Origin of the sequence: Robertkochia marina, assembly GCF_004799345.1 — a bacterium.
In the GTDB taxonomy this organism is placed as follows: Bacteria; Bacteroidota; Bacteroidia; order Flavobacteriales; family Flavobacteriaceae; genus Robertkochia; species Robertkochia marina.
Genome location: NZ_SSMC01000001.1, coordinates 123,386 through 139,810 on the forward strand (window position 1 = coordinate 123,386; position 16,425 = coordinate 139,810).

Annotated in this window: 11 protein-coding genes; 7 read left to right on the forward strand and 4 right to left on the reverse strand. The window is 43.8% G+C overall.

Annotated features, from left to right (window positions below):
- Positions 1-232: 232 nt before the first annotated feature.
- Complete coding sequence (locus E7Z59_RS00470) at positions 233-2,347, reverse strand: carboxy terminal-processing peptidase (protein ID WP_136334328.1); 2,115 nt, start codon at positions 2,345-2,347, stop codon at positions 233-235.
- A gap of 245 nt (positions 2,348-2,592) precedes the next feature.
- Between E7Z59_RS00470 and surE the strand changes: the two genes are divergently transcribed.
- The 5 genes from surE to E7Z59_RS00495 are packed head-to-tail and all read left to right on the forward strand — an operon-like array spanning position 2,593 to position 7,354.
- Positions 2,593-3,366, forward strand: a complete 774-nt coding sequence (surE, locus tag E7Z59_RS00475; protein ID WP_136334329.1) for a 5'/3'-nucleotidase SurE — start codon at positions 2,593-2,595, stop codon at positions 3,364-3,366.
- Positions 3,359-3,640 (forward strand): hypothetical protein, encoded by a 282-nt coding sequence (locus E7Z59_RS00480; protein WP_136334330.1) that lies wholly within the window; start codon positions 3,359-3,361, stop codon positions 3,638-3,640. The genes surE and E7Z59_RS00480 overlap by 8 nt, the downstream gene beginning before the upstream one ends.
- A gap of 10 nt (positions 3,641-3,650) precedes the next feature.
- On the forward strand, positions 3,651-4,763 hold the full coding sequence (lpxB, locus tag E7Z59_RS00485) for a lipid-A-disaccharide synthase (RefSeq protein WP_136334331.1): 1,113 nt from the start codon (positions 3,651-3,653) through the stop codon (positions 4,761-4,763).
- Positions 4,764-4,783: 20 nt separating this feature from the next.
- Positions 4,784-5,350 carry a C40 family peptidase gene (locus E7Z59_RS00490; RefSeq protein ID WP_242015653.1) on the forward strand — a complete coding sequence of 189 codons (567 nt, stop codon included), beginning with the start codon at positions 4,784-4,786 and terminating at the stop codon, positions 5,348-5,350.
- 30 nt (positions 5,351-5,380) lie between these two features.
- The gene (locus tag E7Z59_RS00495) at positions 5,381-7,354 is read left to right on the forward strand and encodes a ComEC/Rec2 family competence protein (RefSeq protein WP_136334332.1); all 1,974 of its coding nucleotides are present in this window, start codon (positions 5,381-5,383) and stop codon (positions 7,352-7,354) included.
- Here the strand turns inward: E7Z59_RS00495 and E7Z59_RS00500 are convergent.
- Entirely contained in the window at positions 7,351-8,907 is a 1,557-nt protein-coding gene (locus E7Z59_RS00500; protein WP_136334333.1) for a peptide MFS transporter, read from the reverse strand. The two genes, E7Z59_RS00495 and E7Z59_RS00500, sit on opposite strands and share 4 nt — an antisense overlap.
- Positions 8,908-8,923: 16 nt before the next feature.
- Positions 8,924-11,134 (reverse strand): S9 family peptidase, encoded by a 2,211-nt coding sequence (locus tag E7Z59_RS00505; protein ID WP_136334334.1) that lies wholly within the window; start codon positions 11,132-11,134, stop codon positions 8,924-8,926.
- 806 nt (positions 11,135-11,940) lie between these two features.
- On the opposite strand from E7Z59_RS00505, the gene E7Z59_RS00510 reads away from it, so the two are divergent.
- Both E7Z59_RS00510 and E7Z59_RS00515 read left to right on the forward strand, forming a co-directional pair.
- Positions 11,941-13,266, forward strand: coding sequence for a hydroxymethylglutaryl-CoA reductase, degradative (locus E7Z59_RS00510; protein WP_136334335.1), 1,326 nt, complete (start codon positions 11,941-11,943; stop codon positions 13,264-13,266).
- Between the two features lie 5 nt (positions 13,267-13,271).
- Positions 13,272-14,213, forward strand: coding sequence for a GYDIA family GHMP kinase (locus E7Z59_RS00515; RefSeq protein WP_136334336.1), 942 nt, complete (start codon positions 13,272-13,274; stop codon positions 14,211-14,213).
- A gap of 69 nt (positions 14,214-14,282) precedes the next feature.
- Here the strand turns inward: E7Z59_RS00515 and E7Z59_RS00520 are convergent, their stop codons facing one another.
- On the reverse strand, positions 14,283-16,388 hold the full coding sequence (locus E7Z59_RS00520; protein WP_136334337.1) for a peptidylprolyl isomerase: 2,106 nt from the start codon (positions 16,386-16,388) through the stop codon (positions 14,283-14,285).
- Positions 16,389-16,425 lie beyond the last annotated feature (37 nt).

Below are 16,425 nucleotides of genomic sequence, written 5' to 3' on the forward strand. Positions count from 1 at the left end.
GACAGGTAGACTCGCAAAGACGAGTGCACAAAACTCGCCACTCAAACCTGCCTCCGATAGGCAGGCTCGTCCCCAAAGATTATCCAGCTATATCCCCGAAACTACGTCATATCCGGCCAATGCGCCAGCTGGCTCTTAGCTCCGTACATCCCGATATCCCTATATCTCTACATAAAAAAACCCCGGATGAACGAACAACCGGGGCTTCTAGAATTATAATTTAATCTTCTCTTTAGTTCTTAACATCTGCCAGTTTACCTGATTTGATGTTATTCACTTTAATATCTTCTAATACATTAATAGCTTCCTCCATATACACATCTCCTGCCAGGTCTTTATACCAGCGCTCTCTTTTCTGTTTAAGCACAGAATCCTTTTCCATCAGCGCGATCTCGTAAGCGAGAGGCTTGAAGGTAAGTCCCGTTTCATATTCTGAGATCTTATTGAACTTCTTGGCAGCTTCCTCATCGTGCTCCAATACAGCCTCGAACTGGGACAGGTTCAGAGAGAATTCCTTCTCTTCTCTTCTTTCCTTGATCCAAAGTGCATTTTCCTCAATAAGGTCAAGCTGCTCATTCGTAGCCATACGCTCTTTTGATCGGGCCACTGTAGCTTCAATATCCATATATCCTTTCCATTTTTGGTAAGGCACTGCATCTATCTTATCCCAAGGCAGCGGATTCTCCTGATCTCTTTCTCCAATGGGACTGTAACTATACTTGTCCGGAACTACCACATCACTCTTCACCCCTTCCAATTGGGTAGACCCACCATTGATACGGTAGAATTTCTGAGTGGTTAATTTCAACGCCCCTACGTCACCGAACTCATCTCCTCCTCTGAGGAACTGATTCAGATCGATAAGGTTTTGTACGGTTCCTTTACCATAGGTCTGTTTACTACCTATAATGATAGCTCTTCCATAATCCTGCATAGCTGCGGCAAGGATCTCTGAGGCTGAGGCAGAAAGCTCGTTCACCAGAATAACCAGGGGTCCGTCCCATTGAATACGGTCATCCTCATCGGCCAGCACTTCTTTTCCACGGCCTGTTGAACGCACCTGTACCACAGGACCTTCTTTTATGAATAAGCCGGCAATATCAACAACGGTCTTCAAAGATCCACCCCCATTGTTTCTAAGGTCCATTACCAGACCTTCAGCACCACTTTCTTTCAAGCGCTCTATTTCTGTAGCCACGTCGGTTGCAGCATTCCGCTCGTCGTAATCTTTAAAGTCTACATAGAATTTCGGCAGGTTGATCAACCCGTATTTTCTTCCGTTCCTTTCAATAACGGACGACTTGGCATAGGTTTCTTCGATCTCTACCACATCTCTTGTGATGGAAACCACATCAGTAGTACCATCTACTCGTCTCACAGTCAAGCGCACCTCCGACCCTTTTGGCCCTTTGATAAGTTTAACCGCATCATCGAGTCGCATGCCCACAACACTTACAGGAGTTTCACCTCCCTGGGCAACCTTAGTGATCACGTCGCCCACCTCAAGATGCTCTCCTCTCCAGGCAGGGCCTCCGGAAATGATCTCAACAATACGAATATTGTCACTTCGTTTCTCCAGACGCGCTCCGATACCCTCAAACTTACCGGACATCGACATATCAAACTTATCCTTATCCTCCGGCGCAAAATAATACGTATGCGGATCAAATTCTTCAACAACTGCATTCAGGTATACCCCAAACCAGTCTTTACGTTCCATATCGTCGTAGATATCGAAATTATCATCCAACATCTCAGCAACACCTTCTCGTGCCGACACCTCTAATTCTGCAAGGTCATAAGATTCGTTATTCTCTTCCTTCTCCTGCTTTGAAGAAACTACCCGCTCCAGGCTGTACCATTTAAGCTGCTTTCTCCAACGCTCCCAAAGTTCATCCCTGTCTTTAGCGTAGTCCAGGTTTTCGAAATCAAGATTGATGACCTCATCTTTCGTAAAATCAAAGGGCTCTTCCAGCACTTTCTTGTACATCACACTAGACTCATCCATTCTTTTCAGAAGGCGTTCGTAGGTCAGGTTAAAAAAGCTCAGGTCTGAAGTTTTTAATTGATCATCGATCGCCTCCCTGTATGCTTCAAATTCTTCAATATCCTCCTTTAAGAAGTATCTTTTCGCCGGATCAAGATTTTCGATATAGCTGTCAAACACCCTGCTGGAAAAATCATCATCAAAATCCTGCGGATTGTAGTGTCCTTTCTCAAGCACATAACTAATCAGGTCGATCAATAATTTATCCTTATCAGGATTATCGAAATTCTTATTGGTAAAACTGCATGAAGCAGCAGAGATCAGCATTGCTGCCAATAAATAAACAAATTTCCTTTTCATAGATCTCGTTATTTTTAGATCCGCACTCGGCGGCATCATTTACCGGCATCTTAAAACCGGGTATTTTTATTAATCTCCAAAAACCGGGCAGTCCTTTAATAATGAGCCCTGCTCAAAGCGGAGAACATCTAAAATAAGGAAAAAATCATGCCATACGTTCCGGTGCCAACTAATTTTTTGTTAAATAGAACCTACAGAATTCATAAACCATAAAATCATTAATTTAGCAGCTAAGTTTTTACCCTATGAAGAAGAGACCGCTTATCCTGGTTACCAATGACGATGGCATCACCGCTCCCGGGCTAAGAACCCTGATCTCCATCATGAAAAAGATCGGTGATGTAGTGGTGGTGGCACCAGACAAACCACAAAGTGCCATGGGGCATGCCATTACGGTAAATTCAACCCTGTATTGCACTCCATATAAGAACGGACAGGAACACGATGAATACAGCTGCAGTGGCACTCCTGCAGATTGTGTGAAGCTGGCCGTGAGAGAGATCCTGCCAAGAGTACCGGATATTTGTGTAAGTGGGATCAACCACGGATCTAATTCCTCTATAAATGTGATCTATTCCGGAACCATGAGTGCTGCCGTTGAAGCCGGCATTGAAGGCATTCCGGCTATTGGTTTTTCCTTATGCGATTATTCCTGGGATGCCAATTTTGAACCGATCAGAAACTTTGTAGAAACCATTACCAGAGAAGCTCTTGAGAACGGGATCCCTAAAGGCGTTGTACTCAATGTTAATTTCCCAAAACTTCCTGAAAATGAGATCAAAGGGATCAAGGTTTGCAGGCAAGCCAAAGCTAACTGGGTAGAGGAGTTTGACAAAAGAACAAACCCCATGGGGAAGGACTATTACTGGCTTACCGGAAAATTCGTCAATCTTGATAAAGGGGAAGACACTGATGAATGGGCGTTAGAGCACGGGTACGTTTCAGTGGTACCTGTTCAGTTTGACCTGACCGCACATCATAGCATACAAGACCTTAACACCTGGAATCTTAATGATTAAAAAAGAAATCACTACCGGAATAGCGGTAGGCCTCATCGCCAATTGCCTTGGAATTATTTTGTACCTGCTGCTTTTTTCTGAAATGAATATTGAAGACAGTCTCATTGCAGCCCGGCAACAAGACCACCTGGGCAGTGTTATAGCCCTGGGAGCCCTGTTGAACATGGCAGCATTTTTTGGGTTTTTAAAACTTAAAAGAGATCACCGTGCCAAAGGGGTATTAATAGCAACCCTGATCAGTGCCTTTGTAATTCTACTGCTTAAAATTTTTTAAATTCTCTTCCATGAAATATTACCTGATTGCAGGAGAAGCCTCAGGAGACCTCCATGGCTCGAATTTGATCAAGGCCCTGGCCAAACAAGACCCTGATGCACAATTTCGATGCTGGGGCGGCGACCTTATGGCTGCGGCAGGGGCCACCCTGGTAAAGCACTACAAAGAACAATCGTTCATGGGTTTTTTTGAGGTGATCAAAAACCTTCCCACTATTTTCAGCAACATACGGTTTTGCAAAGATGATATTGCCGCCTACCAGCCGGATGTTATTATTTTTATTGATTATTCCGGTTTCAACCTTCGCATTGCCAAATGGGCCAAACAAAACCAATTCCGCACTTTCTATTATGTATCTCCGCAAATATGGGCCTCCAGGGAAGGACGTATAAAGGCTATTAAACGTGACATTGACGAAATGTTTGTCATCCTTCCCTTCGAAAAAGAATTTTATGAGAAAAAACACGGGTATTCCGTTAACTTCATAGGACACCCACTGCTCGACGCTATTGCACAACAGGAACGCACCTCACCCGAAGATTTCAGAAAAGAGTTCAACCTCGATGACCGGGAGATCGTTGCCCTTCTACCCGGAAGCAGAAAACAGGAGATCACGAATATGCTGGAGGTCATGCTCAAGGTGGCCCAACGCAACCCTGACTATCAATTTGTTATTGCAGGGGCTCCCAGCCAGGATCGTGAATTTTACCAACAGTTCATTGGCAAAAGCAATATCTCTCTTGTTTCCGGCAGAACCTATGACCTGCTGAATGCCTCAACTTCCGCCCTGGTTACCAGCGGTACCGCAACCCTGGAAACTGCTCTTTTAAAAGTCCCGCAGGTGGTTTGCTATAAAGGCAACTGGATCAGTTACCAGATCGCCAAAAGGATCATTACCCTGAAATACATTTCCCTGGTGAATCTCATCATGGACCGGGAGGTGGTCGTTGAACTGATTCAGGATAAATTCAATGAAAAGGAACTTCAGAAAGAATTTGAAAAAATAATGGATCCTGAGGTGCGCAAAAAGATATTTGATGATTACCATACCCTGGAACAAAAGCTGGGCGGCGTAGGGGCCAGCGAAAAAGGAGCCCAATTGATCTTTCAAAAAATTTCATAATTTAGGGCAACCCAAATATTATGAGAGCACCTATTATTACTTTCATCGTTGCGGCCTTCCTGGTCTCCTGTGGCTCCTCAAAGCGCTCAGCAGAATCTAACCGGAATCATGTTCGTATCATGGCCGATAACCAAGCTGAAGTCCCGGTCACTAAGGAAATACCCAATGATGCATCCAAAAACCTCGATGTACCTGAGATTCATCCCCTGGTCAATGGCATCATAAACACGGCGCTCTCCTACAACGGAACACGCTATAAATATGGAGGAACCTCTAAAAAAGGAATGGATTGTTCCGGACTCATATACACAAGTTTCCAAAGTGCCGACATTCCTTTGCAGCGATCTTCTGCCGCCATGGCCACCCAGGGTGAACCTGTTGAAGTAACTGAGGTAAAAAAAGGTGATCTGCTTTTCTTTACTACCGGGAGAAGTAATGAGCGTATTAATCATGTAGGATTAGTCGTAGAGGTTAACAATGATAACATCCGGTTCATTCACGCCACGACCTCCCGAGGGGTGATGGTTTCATCATTACGCGAGGGGTACTGGAACCATGCCTTTCATCACGCAAGAAGAATATTGTAGAATATTTTCTATATTTTAGTAACTTTAGTTATGAAGTTACTAAACATTGCACTCCTAAAACTTCTTGTTTACCTAACCTCGGGCATTATGGCCGGGTATCTTTTACCCGAAGCTATAAACACCATGCCCGTCATTCCTGTTGGTGCATTTCTTTGCTGTATCCTGGCCCTGTCATTTCTCTACAACCGTAAACACTATTTTGAAGTAGTTTGCGGTCTTTTATTTCTAACCATAGGCATTTACAGCTGCCAGACACAGCTTACCCCTCCCCGGTCGTTCATAGCCACCTTCATCAACAAACCGATCGCTGCGAATATTTATGTGCAGCAAGAATTACCTGCCACCAAATATCGCTACAGATATATTGGAACTGTTAATCCCATACATTATTCTCAAAGCCCTCTACAGGCCATCCTGGAAATTCCTAAAACCTCAAAAAACGTTCAGTCACTAACACCCGGACTTAAATACCTCTCGGTTGCACGAGTGAACTACCCGGCCCCTCCACCCGACCCTATCGCTTTTAATTATCGGGAATATCTTAGAAAAAAAGGAATTCATCTTATTGCAGAAATAAACCCCGCTTCCGTTTCGGAAACCGGAAAACCATCCCCTGTACGATTTTGGATGTTTCGGCTAAAAAATCATCTCACCGGTCTAATAGAAGATCAGTCCCTCGACCCATTAACTCTTGGACTCATAAAAGCGTTGATTCTAGGCGACAGATCTGAGCTAAGTCCGGAATTTTATAATTCTCTCAGAGCTATTGGGGGCGCACACCTGATAGCCCTTTCCGGGCTCCATATTGGTATTCTTGTCAGCTTTACAAGTTTCTTGCTATGGCCTTTAAGACGATTTAAAAACGGAGGGGGCATTCACTTTGTATTGCTCTCCGTTTTCCTTACGTTTTATATCTTTCTTGTTGGAGCCTCTGCCTCTGTGGTACGCGCAGGAGTCATGTGCGTATTTCTTTCATTTAGCATACTGCTTCAGGACCGTATTTCTGCCTTGAACACCGTCATAACTTCTGCTTTTATACTTCTGGTGTTTCACCCTTTGTATCTTTTTGACGTAGGCTTTCAGCTCAGCTATGCGGCACTGGCAGGAATATTTCTCCTTCGCCCTATCTTTGACCGCATATGGAAACCGAAAAACAGGGTAATACGATTTATCTGGGGACTGATCACCATTAGCTTTCCTGCCCAATTGTTCACCGCACCCTTAACCCTTTACTACTTTCATCAATTTCCCGTTGCTTTCCTTCTCACCAACCTGATGCTTACCCCCCTGATTATGCTTTTTCTCCCTGTTGCCTACCTTGGTTCCTTGGCTTTTATAGGCGGAATTGTTCCTGGCCTATTCGTATTGCTCATAAACTACCTTGCGAGGATCATAAATTACATTACCGGGGCCCTGCAATTTGAATCCGTCTTCTCCGAATATGTAATCAACCTGCAGCCCGTTCAGGTACTTGTGTTATATGCTTTTCTTTTTATAGTGGTGAGGTCTGTCTACCGCAAACAATATCTTATGCTCATCCCGATGTGCATTATTTTTATTCAAATCCGGCATTTAAGCGAAAATCTGCTACGAAAACCCGACCAACTTGTTATCAGCCATCACTATAAAAAAAGTGAAGTAAACATTACCCGCAACGGGCTGCAACAGAGCCATCATTATTCCCGGGAAGGCAGTGCCTTTGACATAGCAGACAGTAAAGAATATTTCTTCAAAATAGGAAATGAATCTCTTTTGGTGATCACGACCAATCAATTTAAGTTTCCTGATCTGCCCACCTCTTCCCAGATACTTTTAACAAATTCTACCCAAATCAACATGGACCGCCTTTTGAACGATCTTCGCCCGTCTCGGGTGATCGCTGACGGAAGTAATTATCCTGAGCTGGTATCTCGCTGGAGACTCAGTTGTATGCAAAAAAATATCCCTTTTCACTACACGGGTGAAAAGGGATACTATATTATCAAAACGAGCTACGGAGATTAGTGAATTCCGTGCATTTTCTTTTTAAGAACAGGGGTTATCAACAACATGATCACTGCTGCCCCAATAGGGATCAGCGTAAATATCAGGAAGAAGGTAGACAGGCCGTATTCTTCAGAGATCTGATCAATATAACTTCCGGTAAATCCACCAAGAGTGTTAGCAACGAAATTGGCCATAAACCAGATACCGAACATCATTCCGACCCATTTAGGAGCGGCAAGTTTACTAACATATGATAATCCCACCGGTGATACACACAGCTCTCCAAGGGTGTGGAAAAGATAAGCCAGGATAAGCCATATCATACTTACGGCAGCTGTTTCAGCTCCTTGAGGAATATTCGATGCTCCATAAGCTAAAAAGGCAAAACCAACACCTACCAGGAATAATCCGATAGCGAATTTCACCGGACCTGAGGGGTTTACTACATTCTGCCAGATCTTTGAGAATAAAGGTGCAAAAAGAATGATGAACAAGGAGTTTAACACCGAGAACCACGAAGCAGGAACCTCAGGTGCATCGTCTTGAAATTGTCTGCCGAGCATCCATAATACGATACCCCAGATGATCACAAAACTTGTTGCCAAAAGGATATTAGAAAGTGAATATTTCGCAAAGGTTTGTTTAAAAAGCAGTACCAGCACCCATGTAATGATGGCCATAGGCACAATAGCGATAAGAGAATTGATAACCTTAAAGGCCATACCGGCATCTCCTTCTAAAACACGGTTCGTAAAATTATTGGCAAAAATGGTCATGGAACCTCCGGCCTGCTCAAATGCCCACCAGAAGAATACGGTGAATAAGGCAAAAACAGCGATTACAATTCCACGATCTCTATATACATGATCAGGATGTTCAGCCTCTTCCTTACTAACCTCTCCAACCATCTTAACCTCTCCTTTAACAGGCTTCAAACCTATGTCGCCAAAAATACCTTGTGCATACCAAAACTGCAGCATCCCGAAGAACATGAAGATCCCTGCAAGTCCGAATCCATAATGCCATCCTACCTGCTCCCCGATATACCCGCAAAGTAAAATTCCAAGGAAGGCACCGGCATTAATACCCATGTAGAACACGGTGTATCCTGCATCCTTTTCCTTCCCCTGAGTTTTATATAATTGACCTACGATAGAAGAAATATTCGGCTTAAAAAGTCCGTTTCCAATTATTAACAAAGCTAGTCCGAGATAGAAAAAGGAACCTGTGATCCCTTCCAAAGCCATGGAAGCATGACCCAGGGTCATCACCAGAGCCCCCAGGGCTACAGCCTTGCGATAACCCATAAGTTTATCGGCTACCAAACCACCCAGGATAGGGGTCAGGTAGACCAACCCTGTATAAATACCATAAAGCTTAAGTGCATCGGCGTTACTCCATTCCCAGCCACCATCTAAAAGGGCAGAAGTTAAAAATAGAACCAGTAAAGCACGCATCCCGTAGTAGGAGAATCGCTCCCACATTTCGGTAAAGAAAAGCACGAACAATCCTGAAGGGTGCCCCAGCACCGTTCGTTGGTTCGTTTCTGAACCACCGTATTTAAATTCCATATAATGTAGTTTATAGTTAGTCTAGTTGTTGTTTAGCCATAAAATCTTCATTGATCCTATCTCCCAAATGCTCGTCGATGAAGTTAGTCATTTTTGTGTAAAGCTGCAGTCGGGTATTTCCACCATAGATTCCGTGGTTCTTATCCGGATAAATAGCCCAGTCAAATTGCTTGTTGGCCTGTACCAGGGCTTCCACCATACGCATGGTATTTTGCACATGTACATTATCATCAGCAGTACCGTGAACAAGAAGGTAATCGCCTTTGAGGTTGTTCACGAAGTTAATAGGGGAGTTATCATCATACCCTGAAGGGTTTTCCTGTGGTGTGCGCATATATCTTTCAGTATATACCGTATCATAGAATCTCCAGCTGGTCACCGGCGCTACAGCAATAGCCATGCTGAATACATCATTACCTTTAAGAATGGCGTTGGAACTCATAAAGCCGCCATAACTCCATCCCCAGATACCAATACGTTCCTGATCAATGTATGAAAGTTCTCCTAACTTCTTTGCCGCCGCGATCTGATCTTCCACCTCGTACTTACCAAGTTCCTTGTAAGTTACTTTCTTAAAATCAGCCCCTTTGAATCCGGTTCCTCTCCCATCAACACAAACAATGATATAACCTTTTTGAGCCAGCATCTGGTACCAGTAATCGTTACTGCTATTCCAGCGGTTGGCCACCGATTGAGAACCCGGGCCTGAGTATTGGAACATGAAAAGTGGATATTCTTTTCCTGCATCAAAGTCGGCAGGTTTGATCATCCACATGTTCAATTCGTTACCGTTAACCGAAATAGTGGAGAATTCCTTTTCTGACATCTCGTACCCAGCCAACACTTCATTCAACTGGTTGTTATTTACGATCTCCTTGATCACCTTCCCGGTTTCAGCATCGTTCAGAGTGTAGCGATAAGGCGTGGAAGCGCTTGAAAAACTATTGATATAATAGGTGAAATCGGTACTAAAGGTAGCATTATGGGTTCCTGCTTCTGAAGAAAGACGCTTCTTCCCTTTACCATTGAGACGAATACTGTAAATGTCTCTGTTCACAGACCCATTCTCTACAGACTGATAATAGATCTTTTTTGAATCTGCATCGTAACCATAATAATTGGTTACCTCCCACATGCCTTCAGTCACCTGGTTTTTCAGTTTTCCTTTCTTATCGTAGTAGTAGATATGGTTATACCCGTCTCTTTCGCTGGTCCAGATAAAACTATTGTCAGCCAGGAAGGTCAGGTTATCAGTAATGTCTACATAAGCATCGTCTGTTTCATGAAGAACAAGATCAAGCTCTTTTTTATCGCTGTGATAGAAATATAGTTTAAGATCGTTCTGATGCCTGTTCATCACCTGAATACTCAGCACATCAGCATCCGGAGTCCATTTTATCCTTGGAATGTAATAAGCATCTTCCAAAGCGACATCATTGGTTGTTTGAGCAGCAAGATCGTAAACATGGAGACTTACCTCAGAATTCTTCTCACCTGCCTTCGGATATTTAAAAACCTGCTGGTCAGGATAAAGACTTTGACCAAAAACATCCATTGAAAATTCAGGCACCTCCGTTTCATCAAAGCGAATAAAAGCGATCTCTGACCCATCAGCATTCCAGTCAAAAGCTCTTACAAAAGAGAACTCTTCTTCATAAACCCAGTCGGTTACCCCATTAATGATCTCATTCTTCTTCCCATCGGTGGTTACCTGCATGGTCTGACCTGACTGGAGATCTTTGATATAAATATTATTTTCAAAAACGTAGGCTACCTTGCTGCCATCAGGAGAAAAAGCAGGCTCCTGGATACGGTTCTCTGAGATCAGTGAGAGTGATTTCGTTTGCAGATCGTAAACAAAATATTTCCCAAGGGTTGATCTTCTAAAAACCGATTCCACCTCTGTGGCAAGCATCAGTTTTTGTTCATCATCACTAAATTGATAAGACCTGAAATTCTGAATACCCTCAAGATCTGCAGAAGAAACAATGGTTTCAATCTTTTCCAGAGTGGCATAATCATATTTATCCACGGCAGTGCTTCGGGTACTTCTGTCGTAATTGAGTACTGTATATTGTTTCCCGTTGTCCATGGAGTGAAGAGCATCCATTCCTTCAGTCCGGAAGGCACCTCCCCATATTTCTTCAAGTGTAAATTTTTGATCCTGGGCCAAAAGGACCGTAGTGAGCCCTAAAAACAGCAATAAGGTATAACCTGTTTTCTTCATTGATAAGATTTTTTATGAAAGCGCCCAAGTTTAGTAAATTATTCTCATTATTCCCCCTATTTTTTGTTAAAGATTGTACCCAAAACGTTATTAAACCCTACGGTTACTACCTATGGCGTGGTAACCCTCATCTACTTGTTTAATAAAGCTTCCCATGAATCATTAGCCCTTACTTTTTTGCATTGCCCAAAAAAGTAACAAAAAAGTCTAGTCCTGGTTCTTCGGCCATCCGCTAAAGATTTGTTGCCTAAGCCAGCTGAACTCACCACGCCCTCGGCGTGGCTCAGACAGCACCTGGCTTTTCACGGCAACTTCATCAAGCGGGTCCTGGCCTGCCAGAACCTGAGGACGGCATTTAATTCATAGAAAGAATATAACTCAGTTAATCCTATTCGTGATGTTGATTTGAAAGGAACGAATATTTACAGCAGGACCGAACGGTTATGCAAGGTTAAAAACCTTGCATAGTGAGGGGCCAGATGGTGGGTTGGATGTAAACCAATCGGAAGTGCGGAGCATGCAGCAGGGCCGAGCGTTAAGAAAACAGCCTGTGGCTGTTTTTAGCGAACCTGCCTGACGGCAGCCAGGGGAGCCAGAAGGCGCGCCGGGAAATAAAGTTAAGTATTACGGTTCGTTTTATTCGCCTATTTATTATTGTTCTAGAGGTGCTCATGAGGGCTTCGCCGTTGCATCAAGGCAAAATGAACAATAGCTCATTCTTGAAAAAACCATTCACAATACTTCAGCTGTAACTGCTGCCGGGGTTAATTCTTATATTTGTGTAAAATTTGATCCTGTTTTTAACCATGAGTAAACCTGTAAAGGGATTTTCCAAGCTAAGCAAGGAAGAGAAGATCACCTGGCTTTCAGAACACTATTTTAACGATAAGGAAAAAGGCATTGATGTACTGAAGAAGTACTGGAATAGCGATGAGCGTCTGCAACAACTTCACGATGAGTTCATCGAAAACACCATTTCCAATTATTACCTGCCATTAGGAGTGGCACCCAACTTTATGATCAATGGAAAGATCTACACCATTCCCATGGCCATAGAGGAAAGCTCAGTGGTTGCTGCAGCGAGCAGGGCCGCTAAATTCTGGATGGACCGGGGCGGATTTCACACCAAGGTAATCGCTACAGAAAAGATCGGACAGGTGCATTTTATCTACCGGGGTGATAAAGGAAAACTATCACAGTTCTTCACCAAGATCAAACCTCACCTCTTCGCTTCTCTGGAAGACCTCACCGTTAACATGAGAAAACGGGGCGGAGGAATTACAGGCATCGAGCTGGTTGATAAAACCGATGCCATGCCAGACTATTTTCAATTGCATTGCTCTTTTGAAACCCTCGACGCCATGGGGGCAAACTTCATCAATTCCTGCCTGGAAAGGCTTGCCGATGTGCTTCAGCAGGAGGCCGATCAGCACACCGATTTTAATGACGATGAAAAAGACATCCAGGTAGTCATGAGCATCCTTTCAAATTATGTTCCTGATTGCAGGGTAAAGGCTGAAGTACGATGCCCGGTAGCTGCATTAAATGAAGACAAGGAATTAACCCCGGCCAGCTTTGCTAATAAATTTGTACAAGCGGTGAATATTGCCCAGGTAGAGCCTTTCAGAGCGGTTACTCACAACAAAGGGATCATGAACGGAATCGATGCAGTGGTTCTGGCAACCGGTAATGATTTCAGAGCTGTCGAGGCAGGAATACACGCCTATGCGGCCCGCGATGGGCAGTATCGAAGCCTGAGCAAGGCAGAGATCATCGATGATGAATTTGTGTTCAGCATAGAGATACCCTTGGCCCTTGGAACGGTTGGCGGCTTAACCAAACTTCACCCGCTGGTTAAACTCTCTCTTGAAATTCTTGATGATCCTACCGCAAAAGATCTCATGCAGATCGTGGCGGTTGCCGGATTAGCCCAGAATTTTGCTGCGGTAAGATCGCTCATCACCACAGGAATACAAAAAGGTCACATGAAAATGCATCTGATGAACATCCTGAATCAAATGGATGCCAGCAAGGAAGAGAAGACCTATTTTACGCAATATTTCCAGGACAAAGTGGTTACCCATCGCGATGTGATCAGCGCCGTGGAAAACTACCGTAAGGCTCAAAACTAACAGGTATGAGCACGGGCACCTTCCACAGTTATGGCAAACTTTTACTCACCGGAGAATACCTGGTGTTAGATGGTGCCAAAGCACTGGCATTACCTACCCGGCCGGGTCAGGGTTTATCGGCCGACCCCCTGCCGGACCCCGTACTTGAATTCATCAGTTTGGATCATACCGGTAAACCGTGGTTTAAGGCCATCGTCAACCTGAAGGCATTAACAGTCAACACCCCCGAAGGTGACATACCGGTCATACTTGAAACCACCAACAAGGCTGCGGGAGCCCATTTACTCAGCATGCTCAGGAATATCGCAGCACAAGATCCATCTTTTTTCAAAAATGAACAGGGATACAGACTTACCTCTACACTTGAATTCCCGAGAGACTGGGGACTTGGTTCTTCATCTACCTTCATCAATAACCTGGCATTATGGAGCAAAACCGATCCGTACCAAATTCTGGAAGCAAGCCTAGGGGGTAGTGGTTATGACCTGGCCTGTGCCAATGCTGCAGGACCTCTTTTTTATACTAAAGTCGCTCCCCGACCAAAGGTTGAACCCATTAGCTTCAACCCGGAATTTAAGGACGATTTATACTTTATTTATCTCAACAAAAAGCAAAACAGCCGTGATGGCATCTCAAAATACAGAAATCTCGGCGGCGGTAAAAAAGAAGAGATACGACGGATCAGTGAGATCAGCGAAGCGATTGCCACCTGCTCTTCCCTAAAGGTATTTCAGGAATTAATTTCAGAACACGAGCATATTATAAGCAAACTGCTATCGCGGCCAACGGTTAAAGAACAACTATTCCCTGATTTTAACGGCTGTATTAAGAGCCTTGGCGCCTGGGGAGGAGATTTCATTCTTGCAACCTCTGAAAACGATCCCACCCGCTATTTTCACAGTGAAGGATACAACACTGTTCTGGCCTATACTGACCTTATTTTATAGACACTGATTAAATAAAAAAAGGCCTCCCGTTTCCGGGAAGCCTTTTCTCTATAATTCTCGATAAATCTCTTAGTAGATATCTGCTCTTTCATCTTCGATCTCAGCAGCATCTTTCAATGCATTGTAGGCTGCAGAAAATACTCTGTTTCTGTTCAATGTCTTTTGCGTATTAGCGTAAGTAGCGTAATTATCAAGAGAAGGAGCGATACTCTTTGCTGTTACCTCGATAATATAAACACCACTCTGACCTTCGATCATGTCAGAAACATCACCTTCACTCATTCCAAGGGCAGTTCCAACAACGAATGGCTCTCTTCCTGCTCCGGGGATGGTTGGTGTTTTCATAGTAAGATCACTAGCAGTTCTAACGGTTGCTCCGTATACGTCTGCCAGTTCTGTCATATTTTTACCGGCATTCTCTTCCATGATCATAGCTGCCTTTTTCTGACGCTTTAAAATAGGCGTTACCCGGGGAGCAGCATCTTTAGCTCTTGCAAGACCTGCTTTACGCTTTGCGGTAAGCTGGGCAACAACATAACCATCAGGAGTATCAAAACGTCTTACATCTCCAACCTCAGTATCAGGGTTAAAAGTCCACTGTACCAAAGATCTCTGGCTACCTACACCAGGAATATTTTCATCCATGGCATTCAGGTTATTTACCGGACGCACAAGGTATTCTGAAGCTTTGGCAACTTCGCTGAAGTCTCCTTCTCCGGCTGCCATTTCAAATTTTGTAGTTTCAGTGAATACATCACTTAGTGTTTTCTCTGATGCCTCGATCTTTCTTGCTATAGTAGCCAGTTGAACGGCATCATACTTATCATCAACCTTGATGACATGAAAACCAAAATCAGTCTCAACAACACCTACTGCTCCAATGGCGTTATCAAAGATAAAGTCATTAAAAGGAGCTACCATTTGTCCGGGTGTGATGTTATCATAAGTACCTCCACGGGTAGCTGAACCAGGATCTTCAGAGTTTTCAAGAGCAAGTCTTGCAAAATCCTCAGGGTTTCTTTTAACCTCAGCAAGAAGTTCTTCAGCCTTAGCCTTCGCCTCTTCCTTGGTTCTTGGCTCTTTGGCCTGCGCCTGAGCTCCATCATAAGAGATAAGAATATGACTGGCCTTTACAGAACCATTATCTTTCTTATCCATCATGCGGGTAAGCTTGTAGTACCCCTGATCTTCATACGGACCGTAAACAGCACCTTCCTCAAGGCCAAAAATATCATCAGCAACCGCAGCGGCAATACTGTTCTTTACAACATAAGTAGAGTCGAAATTAACATCTGAATACTCATTAACGAAAGCAGCTACATCTTCTACCTCACCAAATCCGGGAAGCGTTTCTTTAGCACCTGCAGCCTCATTGTATACCTCTCTGCTTTCTTTAAGAGCGGTCAGCTCTTCTTTAATACTGGTAATATCTTCTTCAGAAGCTTTCTCGCTGAAAAATACATAACGAATACTTCTTGAAGCTTCTTGAGTAAACTCATTTTCATGCGCCTTTACATAGGCCTCAATTTCGGACTCAGAAACTGTTACTGCAGTATCAGCGATCGCTGTATAAGGTATCTCAACATACTTGATGCTCACCTTATCATTTTCGATATGATAGTTAAGCTCTCCCTCCTTCAATGTACTTCCTACTCCTGCCTTGATCAGGTTAAAGTAAGAGCTCTCTTCGGCAGCACTGATCAGGGCATCTTCCTGAGCTTGCCACTGCATGTATGCTCCGGGATTATTTGTTTTTAACTGATAGATGAAGTCAACAAATTTTTGCTCGTCAAAAACACCGGCTTCATTCAGAAAGTTCGGGTCGTTGGCAAAAGCCGGGTTGGCCTTGATCACCTCGAGTATCTGATCTTTCTCAATGCTGATTCCAAGCTCTTCGAATTGCTGAGCAAGAATAAGGCTTCTCACCTCCTGGTTCCACACCTGGTTCACCACCTGTACGGTAGATGCACCGGCACCAAATCGTCTCGAAGCATTTTCCACCTTCAGGGCAAAATCTTCCCGAGCGATCGACTCACCATTTACCTCTCCTACTACAGACTTTCCGGCTCCGGTATCATTGGTAAATACCCCGGAAATTACAAACGCAAAAAGAGCCAGACCTATTACCAAAATCAGGAACAGGGAACGGCTTCTTATTTTCTCTAGAATTGCCATCTATCAATCAATTTATCAAATTAGTGTGGGCGAAAAT

Excerpts from the sequence above, each read along its gene's own strand:
- E7Z59_RS00505 (WP_136334334.1), bottom strand. The coding sequence starts at position 11,134 with ATGAAGAAAACAGGTTATACCTTATTGCTGTTTTTAGGGCTCACTACG.
- E7Z59_RS00500 (WP_136334333.1), bottom strand. The coding sequence starts at position 8,907 with ATGGAATTTAAATACGGTGGTTCAGAAACGAACCAACGAACGGTGCTG.
- lpxB (WP_136334331.1), top strand. The coding sequence starts at position 3,651 with ATGAAATATTACCTGATTGCAGGAGAAGCCTCAGGAGACCTCCATGGC.
- E7Z59_RS00510 (WP_136334335.1), top strand. The coding sequence starts at position 11,941 with ATGAGTAAACCTGTAAAGGGATTTTCCAAGCTAAGCAAGGAAGAGAAG.
- E7Z59_RS00515 (WP_136334336.1), top strand. The coding sequence starts at position 13,272 with ATGAGCACGGGCACCTTCCACAGTTATGGCAAACTTTTACTCACCGGA.
- surE (WP_136334329.1), top strand. The coding sequence starts at position 2,593 with ATGAAGAAGAGACCGCTTATCCTGGTTACCAATGACGATGGCATCACC.
- E7Z59_RS00495 (WP_136334332.1), top strand. The coding sequence starts at position 5,381 with ATGAAGTTACTAAACATTGCACTCCTAAAACTTCTTGTTTACCTAACC.
- E7Z59_RS00470 (WP_136334328.1), bottom strand. The coding sequence starts at position 2,347 with ATGAAAAGGAAATTTGTTTATTTATTGGCAGCAATGCTGATCTCTGCT.
- E7Z59_RS00520 (WP_136334337.1), bottom strand. The coding sequence starts at position 16,388 with ATGGCAATTCTAGAGAAAATAAGAAGCCGTTCCCTGTTCCTGATTTTG.
- E7Z59_RS00490 (WP_242015653.1), top strand. The coding sequence starts at position 4,784 with ATGAGAGCACCTATTATTACTTTCATCGTTGCGGCCTTCCTGGTCTCC.
- E7Z59_RS00480 (WP_136334330.1), top strand. The coding sequence starts at position 3,359 with ATGATTAAAAAAGAAATCACTACCGGAATAGCGGTAGGCCTCATCGCC.